Here is a 20273-nt window from a genome sequence, read left to right as displayed (position 1 = left end):
CCGGCGCTCAGGAGCACCGCGCCGCTTGATAGGGCGCTCCGGAGGCTTTACAGCTCGTTCTGGCGGGGGATCACGACCTGCTTGATGATCATGATGACCGATGCCGCGACCGGGATCGCGATCAGGGCGCCGAGGATGCCCAGCAGCGACCCGCCGGCGAGGGCTGCCACCACCACGACGGCGCCGGGAACGGCGACGGCGCGGTTCATGATGTTCGGGCTGAGAACGTAGGCCTCGAGCTGCATGTAGACCAGGTAGTAGATGCCCGCGACGAGCACGGTGAGCCAGGAGCTGCCGATACCGGGAATCGCGCAGGTGGCGACGATGATGACGGATCCGGTGATGGTGCCGACCAGCGGGATGAGCGAGAACAGGAACGCGATCACCGACAGCAGGGCGGGGAAGGGGGCGCCGATGATCGACAGGAAGATGAAGCTGAAAACACCGTTGCAGGCGGCCAGGGCGCCCTGTCCCACGATGAACCGGCCGACGGCCGTGGTGATCTGCTCGCTCAGGTCCGCGAAGCGTTCCCGCTTGGAGGCGGGGACCAGCTGGTAGGTGGCTCGCTTCATGGTGTTCAGTGACGCCGTGAAGTACAGGGTCAGGATCAGGATGATCAGGCCGCCGAACAAGCCGCTGACGATGGCGAAACCGGATTGGACGATGGTGGACGTGATCTCCGTGAGGTTGCCGCCGAGGTATTTCGTGACCGCCTCGACGATCTCCTGCACATCAAGGGCCGGGAACTGCTTCTGCAGGTCGACGAGGAAAGTCGCTGAATTCACCGACTTCACCAGGGCCGGAATGCGTTCAGACAGGTTGGAGATCTGGTCGGCGATGATCGGGACGATGGCGAAGATCACCCCGGTCAGCGCGCCCAGCACGGCCACGAGCACCGTGAGGATGGCGGCCCACCGCGGGAACTTCTTCTTCTCGAGCCACGAGACCGCCGGGTCGAGTCCCAGGGCCAGGAACAGGGCCGCCCCGATGTAGGTGATGATCGTGGACAGCGAGACGATCGAGCTCAGGATCAGCACCCCGAGGCCGACACCCAGGGTTCCTACCAGGCCGAGCCGGAAGGCGTTTTGGATCTTCACTGTTGTCTCCACTTGCTCGGCGTTGTGACTAGTCCTGGTCAGCGTTCACTTTCTCCGCCTGGGTCAGGACGCTGCGCAGGCTTTCGAAGTAGCCGGCGACCGACTCGCGCTCAATCCTAATCTGCGCCAGACGGTCTTCAGCGTCGTTGACGAGTTCACGCGTGCGTGTCTCCGCATCGGCGACGAGGGCCGCCGCGCGATCCTCGGCATTCCGCACGATGCGTTCGGCCTCATCGTCGGCCTTCGCCTTCGCCGTCTTCGCGTCGGCGCGGGCACCGGCATCCAGTTGTTCGTTGAGAGTGCGCAGTTCCACGGTGCGGGCGTTGGTGACGGCGAGCTGAGCCGAGGAGTCGTCCAGGTAACGCTGCGTCTGAGCGACGGCCGCCTGGTGACGGGCCAGGTGGTCCTGCTCGGCTTCGTCCCTGCGCGCCTTGAGCTCCACCTCGAGGTCGGCTCGGATCTGGTCGATTTCGCGTCGCAGCTTGGCCGCCTCGTGCTCGCCGCGCTTGCGGGTGGCGGTGAGATGGTTGTCCAGATCGATTCTGGCCTGCTCGCTGTCGGCGTCGAAGTCCGCCTTGGTCTGCTCGAGTTCCCGGGCGAGGTCGGCCCTGGCCTGCTCGATCTCGGCGGCAAGGTCGGCGTGCGCCTTGTCGAGGTCGCGGTTCACTGCCGCCCGATCTCGGTCCAGCTCCCGGTCGAGGTCGGTGTGCGCCTGCTCACCCTCGATGGTGAGATCCGCGCGAGCCTGTTCGATCTCCCGGGCGAGGTCGGTGCGACCCTGCTCGATCTCCACGGACAGGTCTGAGCGGGCTTGTTCGGTCTCGTGGGCCAGATCGATGCGGGCCTGTTCGGTCTCCCGGGCCAGGTCGATGCGGTCCTGTTCGGTCTCGGTGGCGAGGTCGATGCGGGCTTGTTCGGTCTCGCGGGCGAGGTCGGCACGCTGCTGGTCCAGTTCATGGGCCACTTCCGCGCGCGTCAATTCGGTTTCCCGAGTGAGACCAGCGGCGATTTCCCTCGCTTCGGTGGCCTCGCGCTGAGCGACGACCCGCACCTCAGCGGCCTCCCGTTCGGCCTCGGAGCGAATGGCGGCGACCTCACGCTTGACCGTGGCCCGGAGCTCCGCCGCTTCGGTGGCGACGGCGCCGCGGATCGCCGCGGCCTCCTGGAGGGCATCCTGGGTGAGCTGTTCGTGGGTCTGCCCAGCGCGGGTGAGCAGATCGTCTGCCTCGACCTGGGCATCGGTGAGCAGTCGGTGAGCCTTGACGGTGGCGTCGGACACCGTTCGTTCGGCGTGTTCGGAGGCTTGGCGCTTCAGCGCGTCGATCTCGGCGGATGCGGAGGCGCGCAGCTTCTCGGCGTCGATATCGGCCTGGGCGATGACCCGGGTTGACTGCTCCTCGGCGACGCGCAGGGTGTTCTCGAGCTTGGTGCCCAGCCCGGAGAAGGTGGGACTGCCGACCTCTTCGATCTCGGCATTGAGGTCGTCGATTCTGGCCCCCAGCCGTTTGACTTCCTTGGCCGACTCGGTGCTCTGGGCGTTGGCCTGGATCAGGTCGCGCCGAAGTCCCTGGATGGCCTTGTCGACCTCGTCCTTGTCGTACCCCCGGAATACCTGGGTGAAGTCAGCCTCGTCGGTCGCCACGTTGTCTCCTCATAAATGGGCCTGACCCCGAGTCAGATACGGACGGAGCAGACCGTGCAATTTTAGTGCCCGGACACTCTGCTCCCCATCCCGCCTTCGGGGGAAAGGAGGCCGTGGAGTGAGGGGAATCACGCGAAAAGTCGCTATTAGGCACCTCTCAGGAGCGTCCACTATCGTAAGACGTCCGTGTCTGTTGCTTCCCGGCCCCGACAAGCGGTGGCAGGCGTTGTGATTCGCAGCCATCGGCAGGCAACACAGGAGGGTTTTACGTGCGTTTCGTCTTTGCCATTTTGGCATTCGTCCTCGCCGCGCTGATGATCGCATTCGGCATCGCGCAGCGGACAGTCTTTCTCGAACCTGCTTCCACGAGCCTGAGCGCGACGGTCGACGACGGTGCACCGTACGCGGTGATCGACGGCGCGGCCCTGGGCGCGTTCCCGGGCAGCCAGACCATCACGGTTTCCGGCTCCGACAGCGTCTTCGTCGCCTACGCGCGTACCGCGGACATCCAGGCCTGGATCGGCGCTGACGAGTACGCGGCGGTGGGCCTCGATGCCGATACCGGAAAATTGACTGTCACCCCGGCGACGGGAACCGCCGTCACGCCGGCGGCGGAAACGGAAGCGGCCCCGCTGGCCACCGACCCTGCCGGCTCCGACCTGTGGTTGGAGGAGTACACCGGTGACCGGTCGCTGACCACCACGATCAGTGCGCCGGAAGGGATCTCGGTGCTTGTCGCCTCCGACGGGACCGCCCCGGCGCCGACGGATATCACCGTGGCCTGGCCGACGGACAACGCGACACCGTGGGCCGGTCCGCTGATCGTCGGGGGAGCTCTCATCGGTCTGCTCGGCTTCGTGATCTACCTGCTGGGCCTGTTGCACTTCCGCCGGTCCCGCCGTCCGCGGCGCAACGTGCCGCGCGGGCCGCGCATGCCCAGGCTGCCCCGGGTGCCGCGCCCCAAGACCATCAAGGCGAGCGAGATCACCGGTCCACGCCGGTCGATCGGCCGGTCCATGATCGCCGTTCCCCTCGTGCTGGTCTCCGGCCTGGTGCTCAGCGGATGTTCGCCGGAGTTCTGGCCGACCGCCGCTCCAGAGGCCGCCGCGACCGCAACGGCGACGCCCTCGCCCAGCGCCGAGGACACCGAGGCTCCCGTGGCCGACGAGGCTCCGGAGCCCGCTGTGACGGTGCCGCAACTCGAGCGCATCGTTGGCGACATTGTCGCGCTCACGGCGGAGGCCGACGCGAACCTGGATGCCGACAGCCTGGCCACCCGGTTCACCGGCCCCGCGCTGGAGCAGCGTCTGGCCAACTACAAGGTCCGCGCCGCCGATGCGTCGTACGCGGCGACCGTGGCGCTGCCGGACTCCCCGCTGACGCTGACGCTTCCCCAACAGACCGATGCCTGGCCGCGCGTGGTCATGACGGTGCTGCAGTCGGCTGATGAGGCCTCGGTGCCCACCATGGCGCTTATTCTCAAGCAGGAATCTCCGCGGGAGAACTACCTGGTCGAGTACGCCGTCCAGCTCGAGGCATCCGCCAAGGTTCCGAGTGTGGCCCCGGCCACCATCGGAGCACCGCTGATCGCCCCCGACAACAAGTTCATGTCGATGGCGCCCAACGCCGTCGGCCCGGCCTACGCCGACATCCTGCTGAAAGGCGAGGCGAGCCCGTCGTTCCCGCTCTTCGAAGCCAAGGGCGACACCGCCCGCACCCAGCTGGGCTTGGAGTACAAGGAGAAGCAGCTGCTGGAGCTTGAGGACACCGGCACGATGGAGTTCACCAATGCCGTTGGGAGTGGCGAGATCATTGCCCTTGCCACGAATGACTCCGGCAGTATCGTGGCCGTGAGTGTGAACGAGATCACCACGGTGACTCCCGTCGCGGGCAAGGCGACCATCACCCCGAAAGAAGGCCCGAGCAAGGCGCTCTCCGGTATCGAGGAGACCACCAAGGGCATCCAGAGCACCTATAGCGAGCAGCTCCTGTTCCACGTGCCTGCCGCCAATTCAACCGACAAAATCGTTCTCCTTGGCTTTAGTCAGGGACTGATCAATTCCGTGGAGCTTCCATGACCGTTGTCCCTCCAGCCGGCGCCAACCTGCGCGGCGCCGTCGACCTGTCCTCGCTCGTGAACCGCCCACCGGCGGCCGCGGCCGGCGTGAGCACCGGGACCGCGCCGGATGGCGCCGTCGCCGGTGTCGTTCCGGTACCGAATCTGGTGCTCGAGGGTACCGACACCAACTTCGCGGAGCTGCTGGAACTGTCGAAGATCGTGCCGGTGATTGTGGACCTGTGGGCCACCTGGAGCGAGCCGGCCACCCAGCTCACCCCGGTGATCGAGAACCTGATCAGGGAGTACAACGGCCGCTTCGTGCTGGCCACCGTCGACATCGACACGAACCCGCAGCTCGCCCAAGCGTTCCAGGCCACGTCGGTGCCGACCCTCGCCGCGGTGATCAACGGTCAGCCGGTGCAGCTTTTCGACGGGGTACTCCCCGTGGTGCAGATCCGCGAGGTTTTCGAGCGGGTGCTGGAGCTGGCCGCTCAGCACGGTGTGACCGGGGTGGCCGAGGCCGCCGAGACGCCCGCCGGCCCGCCGGCCGAGCCCGTCGAACCCGAACTGCCACCGCATCACCGTGAGGCCTACGAGGCCATCGAACGCGGCGACTACGCCGCCGCCATCGACATCTACAAGCTCGCCCTGGCCCGCGACCCCCGCGACACCATGGCCGCCGCCGGTCTCGCCCAGGTCAGCCTGCTCGCCCGGCTGCAGGGCAAGACCATCGCCGAGGTGCGTTCGGCTGCCGCTGACGACCCGGCGAACCTGGACGCTCAACTCCTCGTGGCCGACCTGGACCTGTCCGGCGGACACATCGAGGACGCCTTCGACAGGCTGCTGGGCCTGTTCCCCGGCCAGGATGCTGCGGGCAAGAACGTCATCCGGCAGCGCATGCTCGAGCTGTTCGAGGTCGTCGGCACCGACGACCCGCGCGTGCCGCCGGCCCGCAAACGCCTCACCGCGCTGCTCTACTAACCGCGGGAACGCGAAAGCGCCCGTGTGGCTGCCTCAGGCGACTGAGGCGACCATGCGGGCGCTTTCGCGTGGCCTCAGCGATGTCAGCGGCGCAGGCGCAGCCAGAGGGCGCCAAGCGGCGGCAGGGTGAGGGTGGCGGATGCCGGCCGGCCGGCCCACGGCTCGGCGAACGCTGTCACCTCACCGAGGTTGCCGACCCCGGAGCCGCCGAAGTTCTCGGCATCGGTGTTGAGGATCTCCTCCCAGGCGCCGGGCAGGGGCAGCCCCACCCTGTAGCCGGTGTGCGGGGCTCCGGAGAAGTTGTACAGGCAGACCACCGGCGTGCCGTCGTGGTCCCAGCGCACGAAGCTGACCACGTTCTCCGCAGCGGCGCCGCCGTCGAGCAGCTCGAACCCGCCGGGTTCGTTGTCACGCTCCCAGAGGCTGGGCGTGTCCCGGTACACCCGGTTGAGCTGGCCGACGAGGTTGAACAGGCCACGGTGACCGGGCTGGTCGAGCATCCACCAGTCCAGTCCGCGCTCTTCACTCCACTCGGACCGCTGGCCGAACTCCTGCCCCATGAACAGGAGCTGCTTGCCCGGGTGCGCCCACATGAATGCGAGGTAGACCCGCACGTTGGCGAGCTGCTGCCACGGATCTCCGGGCATCTTGCCGATCAGGGAGCCCTTGCCGTGCACAACCTCGTCGTGGCTGATCGGCAGCAGGAAGCTCTCGCTGAACGCATAGACGAACGAGAAGGTGATCTCGTTGTGGTGGTACGCGCGGTGCATCGGGTCTTCGCTCATGTACTCGAGCGAGTCGTGCATCCAGCCCATGTTCCACTTCAGCCCGAAGCCCAGGCCGCCGCCGGAGGTGGCCGCGGTGACACCGGGCCAGTTGGTGGATTCCTCGGCGATCATGATGGTGCCGGGGTTGCGCTTGTATGCCGTCGCGGTGATCTCCTGCAGCAGGCTGATCGCCTCGAGGTTTTCCCGGCCGCCGAACTTGTTGGGTTCCCACTCGCCGTCCTTGCGCGAGTAGTCCAGGTACAGCATCGAGGCGACCGCGTCCACCCGGAGGGCGTCGATGTGGAACTCCTCGAGCCAGTACAGCGCATTGGCGACGAGGAAGTTGCGCACCTGCATCTGGCCGAAGTCGAAGACGTAGGTGCCCCAGTCCATCTGCTCACCGCGGCGCGGGTCCGGGTGCTCGTACAGGGCCTGCCCGTCGAAGCGGGCCAGGGCGAATTCATCCTTGGGGAAGTGTCCCGGAACCCAGTCCATGATCACGCCGATGCCGGCCTGGTGCAGCCGGTCGATCAGGTAGCGCAGGTCGTCGGGGTGGCCGAACCGGCTCGTCGGAGCGTAGTAGCCGGTGACCTGGTAGCCCCAGGAGCCCCCGAACGGGTGCTCGGACAGCGGCATGAACTCCACGTGCGTGTACGCGAGTTCTTCGAGGTAGCTGATCAACTCGTCGGCCAGGGCCCGGTAGCCCAGCCCGGGCCGCCAGGAGCCCACGTGCATCTCGTACACGCTCATGGCCCGGTTGTGCGGGTCGGTGGCGCTGCGTTCGGCCAGCCAGGCGGCATCCTGCCAGGTATAGGCGGTCTCACCGACCACCGACGCGGTCAGCGGCGGCACCTCGGTGTAACGGGCCATCGGGTCGGCCTTCTGCACCCACTCGCCGGCCTGGGTGAGGATTTCGAATTTGTAGTTGGAGCCAGCGGCCAGGCCGGGCACGAAGAGTTCCCAGACGCCGGTGCTGCCCATGTTGCGCATCGAGTGCTGCACGCCGTACCAGCTGTTGAAGTCACCGATCACGCGCACGGCGCGGGCGTGTGGCGCCCAGACCGAGAACGAGGTGCCGCTGACGGGCTTGGTCACGCCGGTGAAGGTGCGCACGTGGGCGCCGAGTACGTCCCAGAGACGTTCGTGCCGGCCCTCGCCGATCAGGTGCAGGTCGAGCTCGCCGAGCGTGGGCCGGTAACGGTAGGGATCGTCGCTGATCCAGGCCGGACCATTCTCGTAGTGCGCTTCGATCTCGTAGTCCTGCGGGCCGATGGTGCTGACACCCTGCCAGATGCCGTAGCCCAGATGGGACAGCTCGACGCGGGCGCCGGTGGACAGCACCGCGACGACCTCGATGGCCAGGGGACGCAGGACCCGGATGACCGTGATCGGGTCGGTGATGTTCGGCAGGTCCAGCAGGTGCTGGCCGAGCACCTCGTGCGGGTTGTAGTACGAGCCAACCGAGACCGTCTCAAGGATGTGCGCGGAGAAGGTGGGCAGTTCGTCGGCGGGTCGGCCGGTGGCGTGTTTCATTCGGCCAGTCCGTTCTGGTTCGGTACCTGTGGGATCCGCACGTGCAGGATGTGCACGGGTTCGGTGAAGGCGTCCAGGCGCACGAAGTTGTCCGCTGACCAGGTCCACACGGCGCCGGTAATGAGGTCCTCGACCTCGAAGTGGGAGCCGAGGGGGAGACCGAACCTGGTCACATCCAGGTGCACCACGGTCTCACGCACCGAATGCGGGTCGACGTTGGCGACGATGATGAGCGCGTCGGTGCGACCGTCGTCGGTGAATTCACCGGACAGGTACTTGCTGTAGACGAGGATCGAGTCGTCGTCGCTGGAGTGGATGTCGAGGTTGCGCAGCTGTCGCAGGGCCGGGTGTGCGGCACGGATGCGGCCCAGCTGGGCCAGGAACGGCGCCAGTGACCTGCCGAGTGCCTCGGCCTTCGCGAAGTCGCGGGGCCGCAGCTCGTACTTCTCGTTGTCGATGTTCTCTTCGGCGCCGGGACGGGCGACGCTCTCGTACAGCTCGAATCCCGCGTACAGGCCCCAGGTGGGCGCCGCCGTTGCGGCCAGGGCCGCACGGATCTTGAACGCTGCCGGTCCGCCGAACTGAAGGTATTCGGAGAGGATGTCGGGAGTGTTCACGAACAGGTTCGGGCGCAGGAAGTCCGCGGTGTCGTGGGCCAGGCCGTCGAAGAATTCCTCGAGCTCTTCCTTGGTGTTGCGCCAGGTGAAGTAGGTGTACGACTGCTGGAAGCCGACCTTGGCCAGGCCCTGCAGCAGCGCAGGACGGGTGAATGCCTCGGCCAGGAACACCACGTCGGGCGATTCCCGGTTGATGGTGCCGATCAGCCACTCCCAGAAGTCCAACGGCTTGGTGTGCGGATTGTCGACCCTGAAGATGTTCACGCCCACGCCGATCCAGTAGCGCACCAAGCGCAGCACCTCGGCACGGATGCCGGCGGGATCGTTGTCGAAGTTGATCGGGTAGATGTCCTGGTACTTCTTCGGCGGGTTCTCGGCGTAGGCGATGGTGCCGTCCGGCAGCGTGGTGAACCACTCCGGGTGCTCGGTGACCCAGGGGTGATCCGGCGAGGCCTGCAGGGCCAGGTCGATGGCGACCTCGATGCCCTCCGTGCGGGCGGCGTCGAGGAAGAAGCTGAAGTCGTCGATGGTGCCGAGCTCCGGGTGGATGGCGTCGTGGCCGCCGGCCGCTGAGCCGATCGCCCACGGCGAACCCGGGTCGTTCGCGCCGGCGTCGAGGGTGTTGTTCGGGCCCTTGCGGAAGGACCGGCCGATCGGGTGGATCGGCGGCAGGTACAACACGTCGAAGCCCATCGCGGCGACGCCGGGCAGGCGGGCCGCCGCGGTGCGGAAGGTTCCGCTCTGCCAGCTGCCGTCTTCTCGCCGCACGGCGCCCTCCGAGCGGGGGAAGAACTCGTACCAGGAGCCGACGCCGGCGCGGGTGCGTTCGACCCGCACGGTGCGCTCGGCGGAGAACGAGTCGAGACTGGCGAGGGGGCGCACGACTGCAGCCGCGGCCAGGGCCGGATCGGTGACGACGGCCAGCCGGACCGCGAGGGGAAGCCTGGTATTGGCCAGGGTCTTGGCGGCGGCCGCGAACAGCCGGCGTTCCACGGTGGGACGCTTGAGGTCCTTGCCGGCGGAGGCCAGCAGTGTCGAACCGATCAGGAACATCAGCTCGACGTCGATGCCGGCGGGGATCTTGATCGCGGCGTTGTGCACCCAAGTGGTGAAGTCATCCGCGTAGGCACGCACCCTGTAGGTGTACGAGCCCTGCAGGTCCAGGCGCACCTGGGTCTCGTACCTGTCGGTGCCCGGGGCGCCGGGGCGCATCGGATGCTGGGTCTGGGTGCCGTCCGGCGCCGTGAGAAACAGCATCACGCCGATGGCGTCGTGCCCCTCCCTGAAGGCGGTCGCACCGAACGGCACGACCTCGCCGGCGAAAGCCTTCGCCGGCCAGAGATTGTCGTTCAGCTGCGGGGACAGGTCGAGGACGGGGATTCGACCGACTTTGGTCGGAACATCCGCGATGCTCGGAGTTGAGAGGGCGGTACCGGTTCGTTTTGGTGTCTTAGCCACAAGACGACCGTAGCGCGAACGGGGGCCGAATCGGTGGTCACACGCGCGCACACCTGTTACCCGGTGGGCACGTTGCGCCCCTAAAGTAAGGTTCGTGAAGGCGATCCGTAAATTTACCGTCCGTGCAGTCCTGCCAGAGTCGCTTGCCGCGCTCGATGAGCTGGCCGGCAACTTGCGCTGGTCCTGGCACGAGCCCACCCGGCAGCTCTTCGAGCACATCGCCCCGGAGCTGTGGCGCAGCATCGGCACCGACCCCGTCGCCCTGCTCGGCGCCGTCGACCCGGCCCGGCTGGCGGAACTCGCCCTGGACCACGACTACGTCGCCGGCGTCAACCTGGTGCGCGACGACCTGCGCGCCTACCTCAACGAACCGCGCTGGTATCAGGGCCTCGAGGGGGCGAAGCCGGCGTCGATCGCGTACTTCTCGCCCGAGTTCGGCATCGCGGCGGCGCTGCCGCAGTACTCCGGCGGCCTGGGCATCCTGGCCGGGGACCACCTCAAGAGTGCCTCGGACCTCGGTGTTCCACTCGTCGGCGTGGGCCTGTTCTACAAGGCCGGCTACTTCAGCCAGGCGATCTCCACCGATGGTTGGCAGCTGGAGAGCTACCCGCTGCTCGACCCCGACGGTCTGCCCCTGTCGGTGCTGCGCCGGGCGGACGGTTCGCCGGTGCAGGTGTCCCTCGCCCTGCCGGACGACCGTACCCTGCACGCCCGCGTGTGGGAGGCCAGGGTCGGCCGCATCCGTCTGCTGATGCTGGACACCGACATCCCGGAGAACACCGACGAACTGCGCCAGGTGACCGACAGGCTTTACGGCGGCGGCGGCGAACACCGGCTGCTGCAGGAACTGTTGCTCGGCATCGGCGGGGCCCGTGCCGTGCGCCTGTGGAGCCACCTCAACGGCCGCGACGAGCCCGAGGTGTTCCACACCAACGAGGGACACGCCGGATTCCTCGGCCTGGAACGCATTTCCAGCCTCATCGGTGAGGGCCTGAGCTTCGCCGAGGCGTTGCAGGTAGCCCGTGCCGGCACCGTGTTCACCACGCACACTCCGGTGGCTGCGGGTATCGACAGGTTCGAAACCTCCCTCGTGCGCCGCTACTTCGAGACCGACCTGCTGCCCGGTGTGGCCGTGGACGACCTGCTGGGTCTGGGCGCCGAGAGCTATCCGGGCGGGTCGCCGGATGTCTTCAACATGGCCATCATGGGCCTGCGGCTTGGACAGCACGCCAACGGTGTCTCGAAGCTGCACGGCGAGGTGAGCCGGCGCATGTTCAGCGGCCTCTGGCCGGGCTTCGACGCCAGCGAGGTGCCGATCACCTCGATCACCAACGGGGTGCACGCCCCCACTTGGACGGACCCGGCGCTGAAAGCCCTCGCCGCGAACCGGCTCGGCACCACCGACACCTCCACCGCCGACTGGGCATCGCCCGCGGTGAGCGACCAGGACCTCTGGGAGGTGCGCGGCGATATGCGCCGCCAGTTCGTCGAGGACGCCCGTCGCCGTATCGGCGCGGCATGGCTGGTGCAGAACCCCGGCGGTCTGGTGCCGGCGTGGATCAACCAGGTCTTCGACCCCAACGTGCTCACCATCGGCTTCGCCCGTCGGGTGCCCACCTACAAGCGGCTCACCCTGATGCTGCACGATCCCGAGCGGTTGCGCGCCCTGCTGCTGCACCCCGAGCACCCCGTGCAGATCGTCATCGCCGGCAAGTCGCACCCCGCCGACGAGGAGGGCAAGCGGCTGATCCAGCGGATCGTGCAGTTTGCCGCCGATCCTGAGCTGCGCACCCGCATCGCGTTCCTGCCCGACTACAACATCGGTATGGCTCAGCTGATGTACCCGGGCACCGACGTGTGGCTGAACAATCCGCTGCGCCCGCTCGAGGCCTGCGGCACCTCCGGCATGAAGGCGGCCCTGAACGGCGCCCTCAACCTGTCCATCCTCGACGGCTGGTGGCCGGAGTACTTCGACGGCCAGAACGGCTGGGCCATTCCCTCTGCCGACGCGAGCACCAACTCCGCCGAGCGCGACCGCCTCGAGGCCGACGCCCTGTACGAGCTCATCGAACACCAGGTGGCGCCGCCGTTCTACGAGCGCAACGCCGATGACGTGCCCGAACGCTGGGTCGCTAACATCCGCCAGACCCTGGCCGGGCTCTCGCCCGAGTTGAACGCCGGCCGGATGGTGCGCGAATACGTGGAGAAGCTCTACCGCCCCGCCGGTGTCTCCGAGGCGCGGCTCTCGGCCAACAACTACCGGGCGGCCCGCGAACTCGCGGAATGGAAGGCCCGCATCGGGGGAGCCTGGCCCGGCGTGGCCGTCGAGCACGTGGAGTCCGGCGGCGTCGCCCCGGTGCCGCAGGTGGGCGATGAACTGCGCCTGCGCGCTCACGTGCAGTTGAACGGCCTCGCACCCGAGGACGTGACGGTGCAGGTCGTCTACGGCAGGAGCACCGGCGGTGACGACCTCACCGACGTCAGCACCCAGGCCCTCGAGCCGATCAACGACGTGCTGGGGCAGGACGCCACCGAAACCGTGACGCCCGGCGCGCCCACCCTGTTCACCGGAACCGTCGAACTCGACAGGTCCGGCGGCTTCGGCTACACCGTCAGGGTCGTGCCGCGGAACGACCTGCTGATCAGCGCGGCCGAGATGGGGCTGGTGGCCGTCGCCGGCTGACCTCGCCCGCGGGCCGGCATCGTCAGCGGTCCCGGCCGATCGCGGCCACGACGGCGGCGGTGACGGAGACGAGGTCGGCGGGGGAGAGCTCGAGGTCGAAGCCGCGGCGGCCGCCGGAGACGAAGACCGAGTCGAAGAGCTCGGCCGTCTCGTCGAGCACCGTCGTCAGCCGGGTCTTCTGTCCGATCGGGCTGATGCCGCCCACGACGTAGCCCGTTTTGCGCTCGGCCACCTTGGGGTCGGCCATGACGGCTTTCTTCGCGCCGACCGCCGCGGCGAGGGCCTTGAGGTCCAGCTGACCGGAGACGGGCACGATCGCCACGACGAGGGCACCGTCGGCGTCCGCCAAGAGGGTCTTGAACACCTGGTCGGGATCCAGCCCGAGCTTGTCCGCCGCCTCGAGGCCGTAGCCGGCCACCGCCGCTTCATGCGGGTAGTGGTGGGCGGTGAACCGGATGCCGGCGTGCAGCAGCGCCACGGTGGCGGGTGTGCCGCCGGCATCCGGCTTGGTCATGCCCGGGCTTCCTCGGCCCGCAACAGCAGCATCGAGGTACCCCCCATGGTGAGGCGGGCGCCCGGCATGTGCGAACTCTGCACCTCGCGGATGTCGTCGTGACTGGAGTCCCAGAGCACCGTGTAGCTGGAGACCCCGGAGTGGATGGGCAGGGTCACCTCGGTGGGCGACTCCAGGCCGTGAACGATCAGGAGGATGCGGTTGAACGCCTCGTGCTCGGGGGTGCTGGCCGCGAGGTACTGCAGGGTGCGTTCCTGGGGGGAGTTCCAATCGGCCTCCGACATCGAGGCTCCGGCGGCGTTGTACCAGTCCATCTGGCTGGCGCTGGGGGTGGTCTGGCCCGGCCGGCCGAACCTCACGGGGCGCAGGGCCGGGTTCTCCCGGCGCAGGGCAAGCAACTGCCGGGTGATCCGGTGCAGGTCCTGCTGCCAGTCGTCGAAGTTCCAGTCCAGCCAGGTGAGCTCGCTGTCGTGGCAGTAGGCGTTGTTGTTTCCGCGTTGGCTGCGACCGAACTCGTCCCCGGCGGTGAGCATCGGCACTCCCGCGGAGAGCAACAGGGTGCCGAGCAGGTTGCGCATCGCCCGCCGACGGGTACGCAACACCGTGACATCGCGAGTGGGCCCCTCGACACCGTGGTTGAACGAGTTGTTCCCGTCGGTGCCGTCCCGGTTCGCCTCACCGTTGCCGACGTTGTGCTTCACGTTGTACGCGGTGAGGTCCGCCATGGTGAAACCGTCGTGGGCGGTGATGAAGTTCAGCGAGGCGACCGGGCCGCGCTCCAGCGAGAAGGTGTTGGCCGACCCGGCCAGACGGGAGGCGAACCGGCCGATGCCGCTGTCTGAGGTCGAGTGGTTGCGCACGGCGGCGACGTCGGTGAGCCAGAAGGACCGCATCCGGTCGCGGTACCGGTCGTTCCACTCCGACCAGCCGGTCGGGAAGTTGCCGGTCTGCCAGCCGCCCATGCCCACGTCCCACGGTTCCGCGATGAGCTTCACCCCGGCCAGGTCCGGGTCGTCGCGGATGGCGGTGAGCAGAGGGTGGTCCGGCGTGTAGTGCACGTTCTCGTCGCGTCCGAGGGTCGCGGCCAGGTCGAACCTGAACCCGTCGATCTGCACCTCGTTGGCCCAGTACCGCAGAGAGTCCAGCACCAGTCGCATCGGCACGTCGTGACCGAAGTTGACCGTGTTGCCGCAGCCGGTGACGTCGATGTAATGACCCTTGGCGTTCTGCCGGTAGTAGGTGGCGTTGTCGATGCCCCGCAGGCTGGTGACCGGTCCGGCCGGGCCCTCCTCGGCGGTGTGGTTGTACACGACGTCGAGGATGACCTCGAGGCCGGCCTCGTGCAGCAGTTTGACCATGCCCTTGAACTCGCGCAGCACCGCCTCCGGCCCCTCGGACTGGGAGGCCTGCGTGGCGTAGTCGGCGTGCGGGGTGAAGAAGTTGAGGGTGTTGTAGCCCCAGTAGTTCGACAGGCCCTGCTTGATCAGGCGCTGTTCGGAGACGAACGACTGCACCGGCAGCAGTTCAACGGCGGTCACCCCGAGGTTCTTGAGGTACGCGATGGTGCTCTCGTGTGCCAGTCCGGCGTAGGTGCCGCGGAGTTCAACGGGCATGGCCGGGCTGAGCTTGCTCAGGCCCCGGACGTGCGCCTCGTAGACCACGGTGTGATCCATCGGCGTGTTGGGCTTGACGGCTCCGGCCCAGTCGAAGGCGTCGTCGACCATGGTGGACTGCCATTGGTCGGGTCCCACCCGGGCCAGACCCCGGGCGTACGGGTCGATCAGGGTCTTCTCGGGGTGGAACGAGTGCGTGGGACCGGCCGGACCGGAGACCCGGATGCCGTAGCGGCGGCCCGCGGTGAGGGTGCGGCTACGGCCGACCCAGACGTTGTGGGCGTCGCGCACCATGGGTACGGTGCGCACGATCCAGTTGGGGTCGGTGTGGTCGAAGATGCACAGTTCGATGGCCTCGGCGTGTTCGGACCAGACGCGGAGTTCCCCGCCATTGCTCGTAGCGCGGACGCCCAGATTGCGGAGGGTGTCAGCTGAAGTCATGAGATCTAGAGTAATCAGTGCGGACGGTGTATAAAGACCAGCCCGCACCGGCCCATCCACGGGACCCGAACCAGCCAGGAGGCGAGCACATGTCGGTGCATTTTGACCACGCGTATCTCGACCACGCCGCGACGGCACCGATGCTGCCGGCCGCCATCACCGCGTACGCGGAGGCGATGGCTGTCGTCGGCAATCCGGCGTCCATCCACAGCCAGGGCCAGAACGCCAAACGGATGCTCGAGGAGGCCCGCGAACGGGTCGCCGCGAGCGTGCACTCCGACCCCATCGAGATCGTCTTCACCGGCAGCGGCACCGAATCGGTGAACCTGGCCATCAAGGGCCTGTACTGGGCCCGTGCGCCCCGCACCCGGATCCTCGTGCCCGGCGGAGAGCACCACGCCACCGTCGACACCGTGGAATGGCTCGCCCAGCAGGAGGGTGCGACGGTCCAGTGGATCCCGCTGGACACGCTGGGCCGCATCGACCTCGCCGCCCTCGCCGCGGCCATCGCTGAGGACCCCGAGGATGTGGCCCTGGTGACCCTGCTGGCCGCCAACAACGAGGTGGGCACCCTGCAGCCCGTCGAAGACGTCGCGGCGCTCGCCGCGGCACACGGCATCCCGGTGCACGTGGACGCCATCTCCGCCTACGGTCACGTGCCCATCGACTTCGCCGCCCTGCACGCCACCGGAGTGTCGGCGCTGAGCGTCTCGGCGCACAAGATCGGCGGCCCCGTCGGCATCGGCGCCCTGGTGCTGTCCCGCACGATCACCGTGGTGCCGCTGATCCACGGCGGCGGCCAACAGCGCCAGGTACGCAGCGGCACCCAGGACGTGGCGGCGGCGGTGTCGTTCGCGGTCGCGGCGACAGCCATGACCGCCGACCTCGACGCCGAGAACCGGCGCCTGCGAGTGCTGCGCGACAGTGTGATCGCCGGCGTCCGCGCCGCGGTGCCCTCCGCCGTCTACAACGGCGACCCCGACTCCGCAGATTCGGGCACAGCCGGGCGTCTGCCCGGCAACGCCCACTTCACCTTCCCCGGCTGCGAAGGCGACTCGCTCCTGTTCCTGCTCGACGTCGCCGGGGTGTCGGTCTCCACGGGATCCGCCTGCCAGGCCGGCATCCCGGAGCCATCGCACGTGCTGCGTGCCATGGGCCGTAGCGAGGCCGAGGCCCGCAGCGCCCTGCGGATCACGCTGGGCCGCACCTCGACCCAGGCCGACGTCGACGCCTTGCTGACGGCGCTGCCGGTGGCCTGGGCGCAGGCGATCGGCGCGGGAATGGCCGACTCGGCGCCGCGTGCGTACACTTAACCAGTGAAGATTCTGGCAGCAATGAGCGGTGGGGTGGATTCCGCCGTGGCCGCAGCCCGCGCGGTCGAGGCAGGGCACGAGGTGGTCGGGGTGCACCTGGCCCTGTCGCGCATGCCCGGCACGCTCCGCACCGGCAGCCGCGGCTGCTGCACCGTCGAGGACTCGATGGACGCCCAACGGGCCGCGAACATCATCGGCATCCCGTATTACGTGTGGGACTTCTCCGAGCGGTTCAAGCTCGACGTCGTCGACGACTTCATCGCCGAGTACGCCGCCGGACGCACCCCCAACCCGTGCATGCGCTGCAACGAGAAGATCAAGTTCGCCGCCCTCCTCGAGAAGGCACTGGCACTCGGGTTCGACGCCGTCTGCACCGGCCACTACGCCTCGATCGTGACGGATGCCGACGGCAACCGGGAACTGCACCGGGCCAGCGCCTGGGCCAAGGACCAGTCCTACGTGCTGGGCGTGCTCACCAAGGAGCAGCTCGCGCACTCGATGTTCCCTCTGGGCGACACGCCGTCCAAGGCCGAGGTGCGCGCAGAGGCCGCCGAACGCGGATTCTCGGTGGCGAACAAGCCCGACTCCTACGACATCTGCTTCATCCCCGACGGTGACACCCGCGGTTGGCTCGGCGAGCGGGTCGCCCCGGAAACCGGCGACATCCTGGACCGCGAGGGCAACAAGCTCGGGCAGCACGAGGGCGCCGTGGCGTTCACCGTGGGACAGCGTAAGGGCCTCTCGATCGGCACCCCCGCCGCCGACGGCAAGCCCCGCTTCGTGCTCGAGGTACGCCCGGTGTCCAACACCGTGGTCGTGGGCCCCAAGGAGGCCCTGGCGATCAAGGAGATCGCCGGCACCAAGTACACCTGGGCCGGACTGCCCCCGGAGCACCCCGAGATCGAATTCGCCTGTGACGTGCAGATCCGTGCGCACGCCGACCCGGAGCCCGCCGTGGCCCAGGTCATCAGCGTGCCCGCCGACCCCTCCGCGACGCCGCCGGTCGAGGCGCACACCGAGCTGCGCATCCTGCCGACCGAGCCGTTGACCGGCGTGGCGCCGGGCCAGACCGCCGTGGTCTATGTGGGTACCCGGGTGCTCGGGCAGTGCACGATCGACCGCACGGTCAGTGCCGTTCCGGTCAAAAGCGACAACGTTGCAGGCCCGGTTCCTGCCGACTCCGCGACGATCAATGCCTGACGTGACGGGAGCGTCACCGGCGGCCGCGCTGGCCGCCGCCGGCGAGGAGGCCGCCGGCCTGACCACGCGCATCCTCGAGGCCCGCGACGCCTACTACGAGCGCAACCAGGTCATCGTCTCCGACGCCGACTACGACGGCCTGATCCATCGCCTCGAAGAACTCGAACGGCTCTTCCCCGAACTCGCCAGCCAGGACAGCCCCACCCAGACCGTCGGCGGCCGCGCCGAGACCACCCTGTTCGACCCGGTGCAGCACGCCGAGCGGATGCTCAGCCTCGACAACGTGTTCTCCATCGAGGAATTCGAGGCGTGGGCGGCGAAGGTGCAGGTGAGCGCCAACCGGGCCGTGCACTACCTCTGCGAACTCAAGATCGACGGCCTGGCCATCAACCTCCGCTACGAGAGGGGGGTGCTCGTCAGCGCCGCCACCCGCGGTGACGGCGTGGTCGGCGAAGACGTCACCGAGAATATCGCCCTGGTGCCCGGAATTCCCGCCCGCCTCGGCGGCACCGGGCATCCGCCGCTGATGGAGGTACGCGGAGAGGTCTTCTTCCCCGTCGAAGCGTTCCGGGAGCTCAATGCCGCGCAGAGCGCCGCGGGCGAGCGGGTGTTCGCCAATCCCCGCAACGCGGCCAGCGGGTCGCTCCGGCAGAAGGCCGAGAGCAAGAACGCCGACCAGCTCGCCCTGATGAAGGCCAGGCTCGGCCGGCTGCGGATGCTCGTGCACGGCATCGGCGCGTGGGCCCAACCCGGCGCCGAGTCGCAGTCCGCCGTGTATGACCTGCTCGCCGGCTGGGGTCTGCCCACCAGCACCCACTTCAGGGTCGTCGAGACGCCGGCAGAGGCATCCGCGTTCATCGAGTACTTCGGCGAGCACCGCGGCAGCGTGGAACACGAGATCGACGGCATCGTCATCAAGGTGGACGAGCTCGCCCTGCACGACGAACTCGGCGCCACCAACCGCGCACCGCGCTGGGCGATCGCCTACAAGTACCCGCCGGAGCAGGTGAACACGAAGCTGCTCGACATCGTCGTGAGCGTGGGCCGCACCGGCCGGGCCACCCCGTTCGCCGTGATGGAACCCGTCAGGGTCGCCGGTTCCGTCGTGCGCCAGGCCACCCTGCACAACCAGGATGTCGTGAGGGCCAAGGGCGTGCTGATCGGCGACACCGTCGTGCTGCGGAAGGCCGGCGACGTGATCCCCGAGGTCCTCGGGCCGGTCGTGGAGCTGCGCGACGGCACCGAACGCGAATTCGTGATGCCAGCAGACTGCCCGGTCTGCGGCACTGGGCTGAAGGCCGCCAAGGACGGCGATATCGACCTGCGCTGCCCGAACGCGCGGAGCTGCCCGGCCCAGGTCTGCGGCCGGGTCGAGCACATCGGCTCGCGGGGTGCCCTCGACATCGAGGTGCTCGGCGAGGTGACCGCGGCGGCGCTGACCCAGCCCACGGTTCCCGAAACGCCGCCGTTGGACACCGAGGCCGGGCTTTTTGATCTCACCATCGAGGATCTGTTGCCGATCAGCGTGGTCGTGCGGGACCCCGAGACCGGCCTGCCCCGCGAGGACGAGGACGGCACCGTGCGTCAGCGCACCCCGTTCCGGCGGAACCCCTCCGCAGCCGAGAAGAAGGCGGGTCTGGACGGCCCGCAACCGTCGTCCAACGCCGTGAAGCTCATCGCCGAGATCGAACTGGCCAAGACCAAGCCGCTCTGGCGCATCCTGGTCTCACTCAACATCCGTCACGTCGGGCCGGTGGCCGCACGGGCCCTGGCGAACCACTTCGGCTCCCTCGACGCCATCCGTTCGGCGTCGCGCGACGAGCTGGCCGAGGTCGACGGAGTGGGCGGCATCATCGCCGACGCCGTGATCGACTGGTTCGAGGTGGACTGGCACCGCGACATCGTGGAGCGATGGGCAGCGGCCGGGGTGCAGTTCGCCACGCCGGGGCACCCGGGCCCCGGTGCCGCTGCGGCGGCCGGTGGAGTGCTCACCGGGCTGACCGTCGTGGCGACGGGCTCGCTGGAGGGCTTCACCCGCGAGGGCGCGTCGGAGGCGATCATCGCCGCCGGCGGCAAGAACGCCTCCAGCGTGTCGAAGAAGACCGACTACGTGGCCGCCGGCCCCGGCGCCGGCTCCAAACTGGCCAAGGCCGAAGCCCTGGGCGTGCGCATCATCGACGCCGACCAGTTCCGGCTGCTGCTCGAACACGGCCCGGCCGGCCTACCAGACGCCGCCCCGGCGGATGCCCCGGCCGACAGCGGTGCCGAACCGGAGTCGGTCGCCGCGGCCGAGCCCGGCCGCGACACCGACTAGGCTCCCGCCGGCGGTCGCTCGTCGTTCCGCTGTGCCCAGAG

12 protein-coding genes are annotated in these 20273 nt (G+C 68.4%); 6 read left to right on the top strand and 6 right to left on the bottom strand.

Annotated elements, in window-relative coordinates:
* Positions 1-47 precede the first annotated feature (47 nt).
* A complete protein-coding gene (locus E3O57_RS09885) occupies positions 48-1097 on the bottom strand; it encodes an AI-2E family transporter (protein ID WP_088456452.1) in 1050 nt (349 codons plus the stop codon).
* A 28-nt stretch (positions 1098-1125) separates the two neighbouring features.
* The gene (locus E3O57_RS09880; protein WP_088456451.1) at positions 1126-2739 is read right to left on the bottom strand and encodes a hypothetical protein; all 1614 of its coding nucleotides are present in this window, start codon (positions 2737-2739) and stop codon (positions 1126-1128) included.
* 269 nt (positions 2740-3008) lie between these two features.
* On the opposite strand from E3O57_RS09880, the gene E3O57_RS09875 reads away from it, so the two are divergent.
* Together E3O57_RS09875 and E3O57_RS09870 are read left to right on the top strand one after the other, a co-directional pair.
* Entirely contained in the window at positions 3009-4817 is a 1809-nt protein-coding gene (locus E3O57_RS09875; protein ID WP_103459960.1) for a hypothetical protein, read from the top strand.
* On the top strand, positions 4814-5779 hold the full coding sequence (locus E3O57_RS09870) for a tetratricopeptide repeat protein (RefSeq protein WP_103459959.1): 966 nt from the start codon (positions 4814-4816) through the stop codon (positions 5777-5779). The genes E3O57_RS09875 and E3O57_RS09870 overlap by 4 nt, the downstream gene beginning before the upstream one ends.
* Positions 5780-5862: 83 nt before the next feature.
* On the opposite strand, the gene glgB is transcribed toward E3O57_RS09870, so the two are convergent.
* Positions 5863-8079, bottom strand: coding sequence for a 1,4-alpha-glucan branching protein GlgB (glgB, locus tag E3O57_RS09865; RefSeq protein ID WP_103479583.1), 2217 nt, complete (start codon positions 8077-8079; stop codon positions 5863-5865).
* Positions 8076-10154, bottom strand: a complete 2079-nt coding sequence (locus tag E3O57_RS09860; RefSeq protein ID WP_370289971.1) for a maltotransferase domain-containing protein — start codon at positions 10152-10154, stop codon at positions 8076-8078. The genes glgB and E3O57_RS09860 overlap by 4 nt, the downstream gene beginning before the upstream one ends.
* 94 nt (positions 10155-10248) lie before the next feature.
* Here E3O57_RS09860 and glgP point away from each other — a divergent pair, with 94 nt between their 5' ends.
* A complete protein-coding gene (gene glgP, locus E3O57_RS09855) occupies positions 10249-12837 on the top strand; it encodes an alpha-glucan family phosphorylase (RefSeq protein WP_103459957.1) in 2589 nt (862 codons plus the stop codon).
* A 22-nt stretch (positions 12838-12859) separates the two neighbouring features.
* On the opposite strand, the gene ybaK is transcribed toward glgP, so the two are convergent.
* Together ybaK and glgX are read right to left on the bottom strand one after the other, a co-directional pair.
* Positions 12860-13351, bottom strand: a complete 492-nt coding sequence (gene ybaK / locus E3O57_RS09850) for a Cys-tRNA(Pro) deacylase (protein WP_103479582.1) — start codon at positions 13349-13351, stop codon at positions 12860-12862.
* Positions 13348-15405 (bottom strand): glycogen debranching protein GlgX, encoded by a 2058-nt coding sequence (gene glgX / locus E3O57_RS09845; protein ID WP_103459955.1) that lies wholly within the window; start codon positions 15403-15405, stop codon positions 13348-13350. Before glgX ends, ybaK begins: the two co-directional genes overlap by 4 nt.
* 89 nt (positions 15406-15494) lie before the next feature.
* On the opposite strand from glgX, the gene E3O57_RS09840 reads away from it, so the two are divergent.
* The 3 genes from E3O57_RS09840 to ligA are packed head-to-tail and all read left to right on the top strand — an operon-like array spanning position 15495 to position 20232.
* Positions 15495-16718 carry a cysteine desulfurase family protein gene (locus E3O57_RS09840; protein WP_103479581.1) on the top strand — a complete coding sequence of 408 codons (1224 nt, stop codon included), beginning with the start codon at positions 15495-15497 and terminating at the stop codon, positions 16716-16718.
* Between the two features lie 3 nt (positions 16719-16721).
* The gene (gene mnmA, locus E3O57_RS09835) at positions 16722-17918 is read left to right on the top strand and encodes a tRNA 2-thiouridine(34) synthase MnmA (RefSeq protein ID WP_198416822.1); all 1197 of its coding nucleotides are present in this window, start codon (positions 16722-16724) and stop codon (positions 17916-17918) included.
* The gene (ligA, locus tag E3O57_RS09830; protein ID WP_103479580.1) at positions 17911-20232 is read left to right on the top strand and encodes an NAD-dependent DNA ligase LigA; all 2322 of its coding nucleotides are present in this window, start codon (positions 17911-17913) and stop codon (positions 20230-20232) included. Before mnmA ends, ligA begins: the two co-directional genes overlap by 8 nt.
* The last annotated feature ends 41 nt before the right edge of the window (positions 20233-20273 follow it).

Source organism: Cryobacterium sp. TMN-39-2, from assembly GCF_004402745.1.
In the GTDB taxonomy this organism is placed as follows: Bacteria; Actinomycetota; Actinomycetes; order Actinomycetales; family Microbacteriaceae; genus Cryobacterium; species Cryobacterium zongtaii.
This window is presented reverse-complemented; position numbering and strand designations above follow the sequence as displayed.

Bases quoted from the DNA above. Each gene is read 5' to 3' on its own strand.
- glgB (WP_103479583.1), bottom strand. From the start codon at position 8,079: ATGAAACACGCCACCGGCCGACCCGCCGACGAACTGCCCACCTTCTCC.
- ligA (WP_103479580.1), top strand. From the start codon at position 17,911: ATGCCTGACGTGACGGGAGCGTCACCGGCGGCCGCGCTGGCCGCCGCC.
- ybaK (WP_103479582.1), bottom strand. From the start codon at position 13,351: ATGACCAAGCCGGATGCCGGCGGCACACCCGCCACCGTGGCGCTGCTG.
- E3O57_RS09870 (WP_103459959.1), top strand. From the start codon at position 4,814: ATGACCGTTGTCCCTCCAGCCGGCGCCAACCTGCGCGGCGCCGTCGAC.
- glgX (WP_103459955.1), bottom strand. From the start codon at position 15,405: ATGACTTCAGCTGACACCCTCCGCAATCTGGGCGTCCGCGCTACGAGC.
- E3O57_RS09840 (WP_103479581.1), top strand. From the start codon at position 15,495: ATGTCGGTGCATTTTGACCACGCGTATCTCGACCACGCCGCGACGGCA.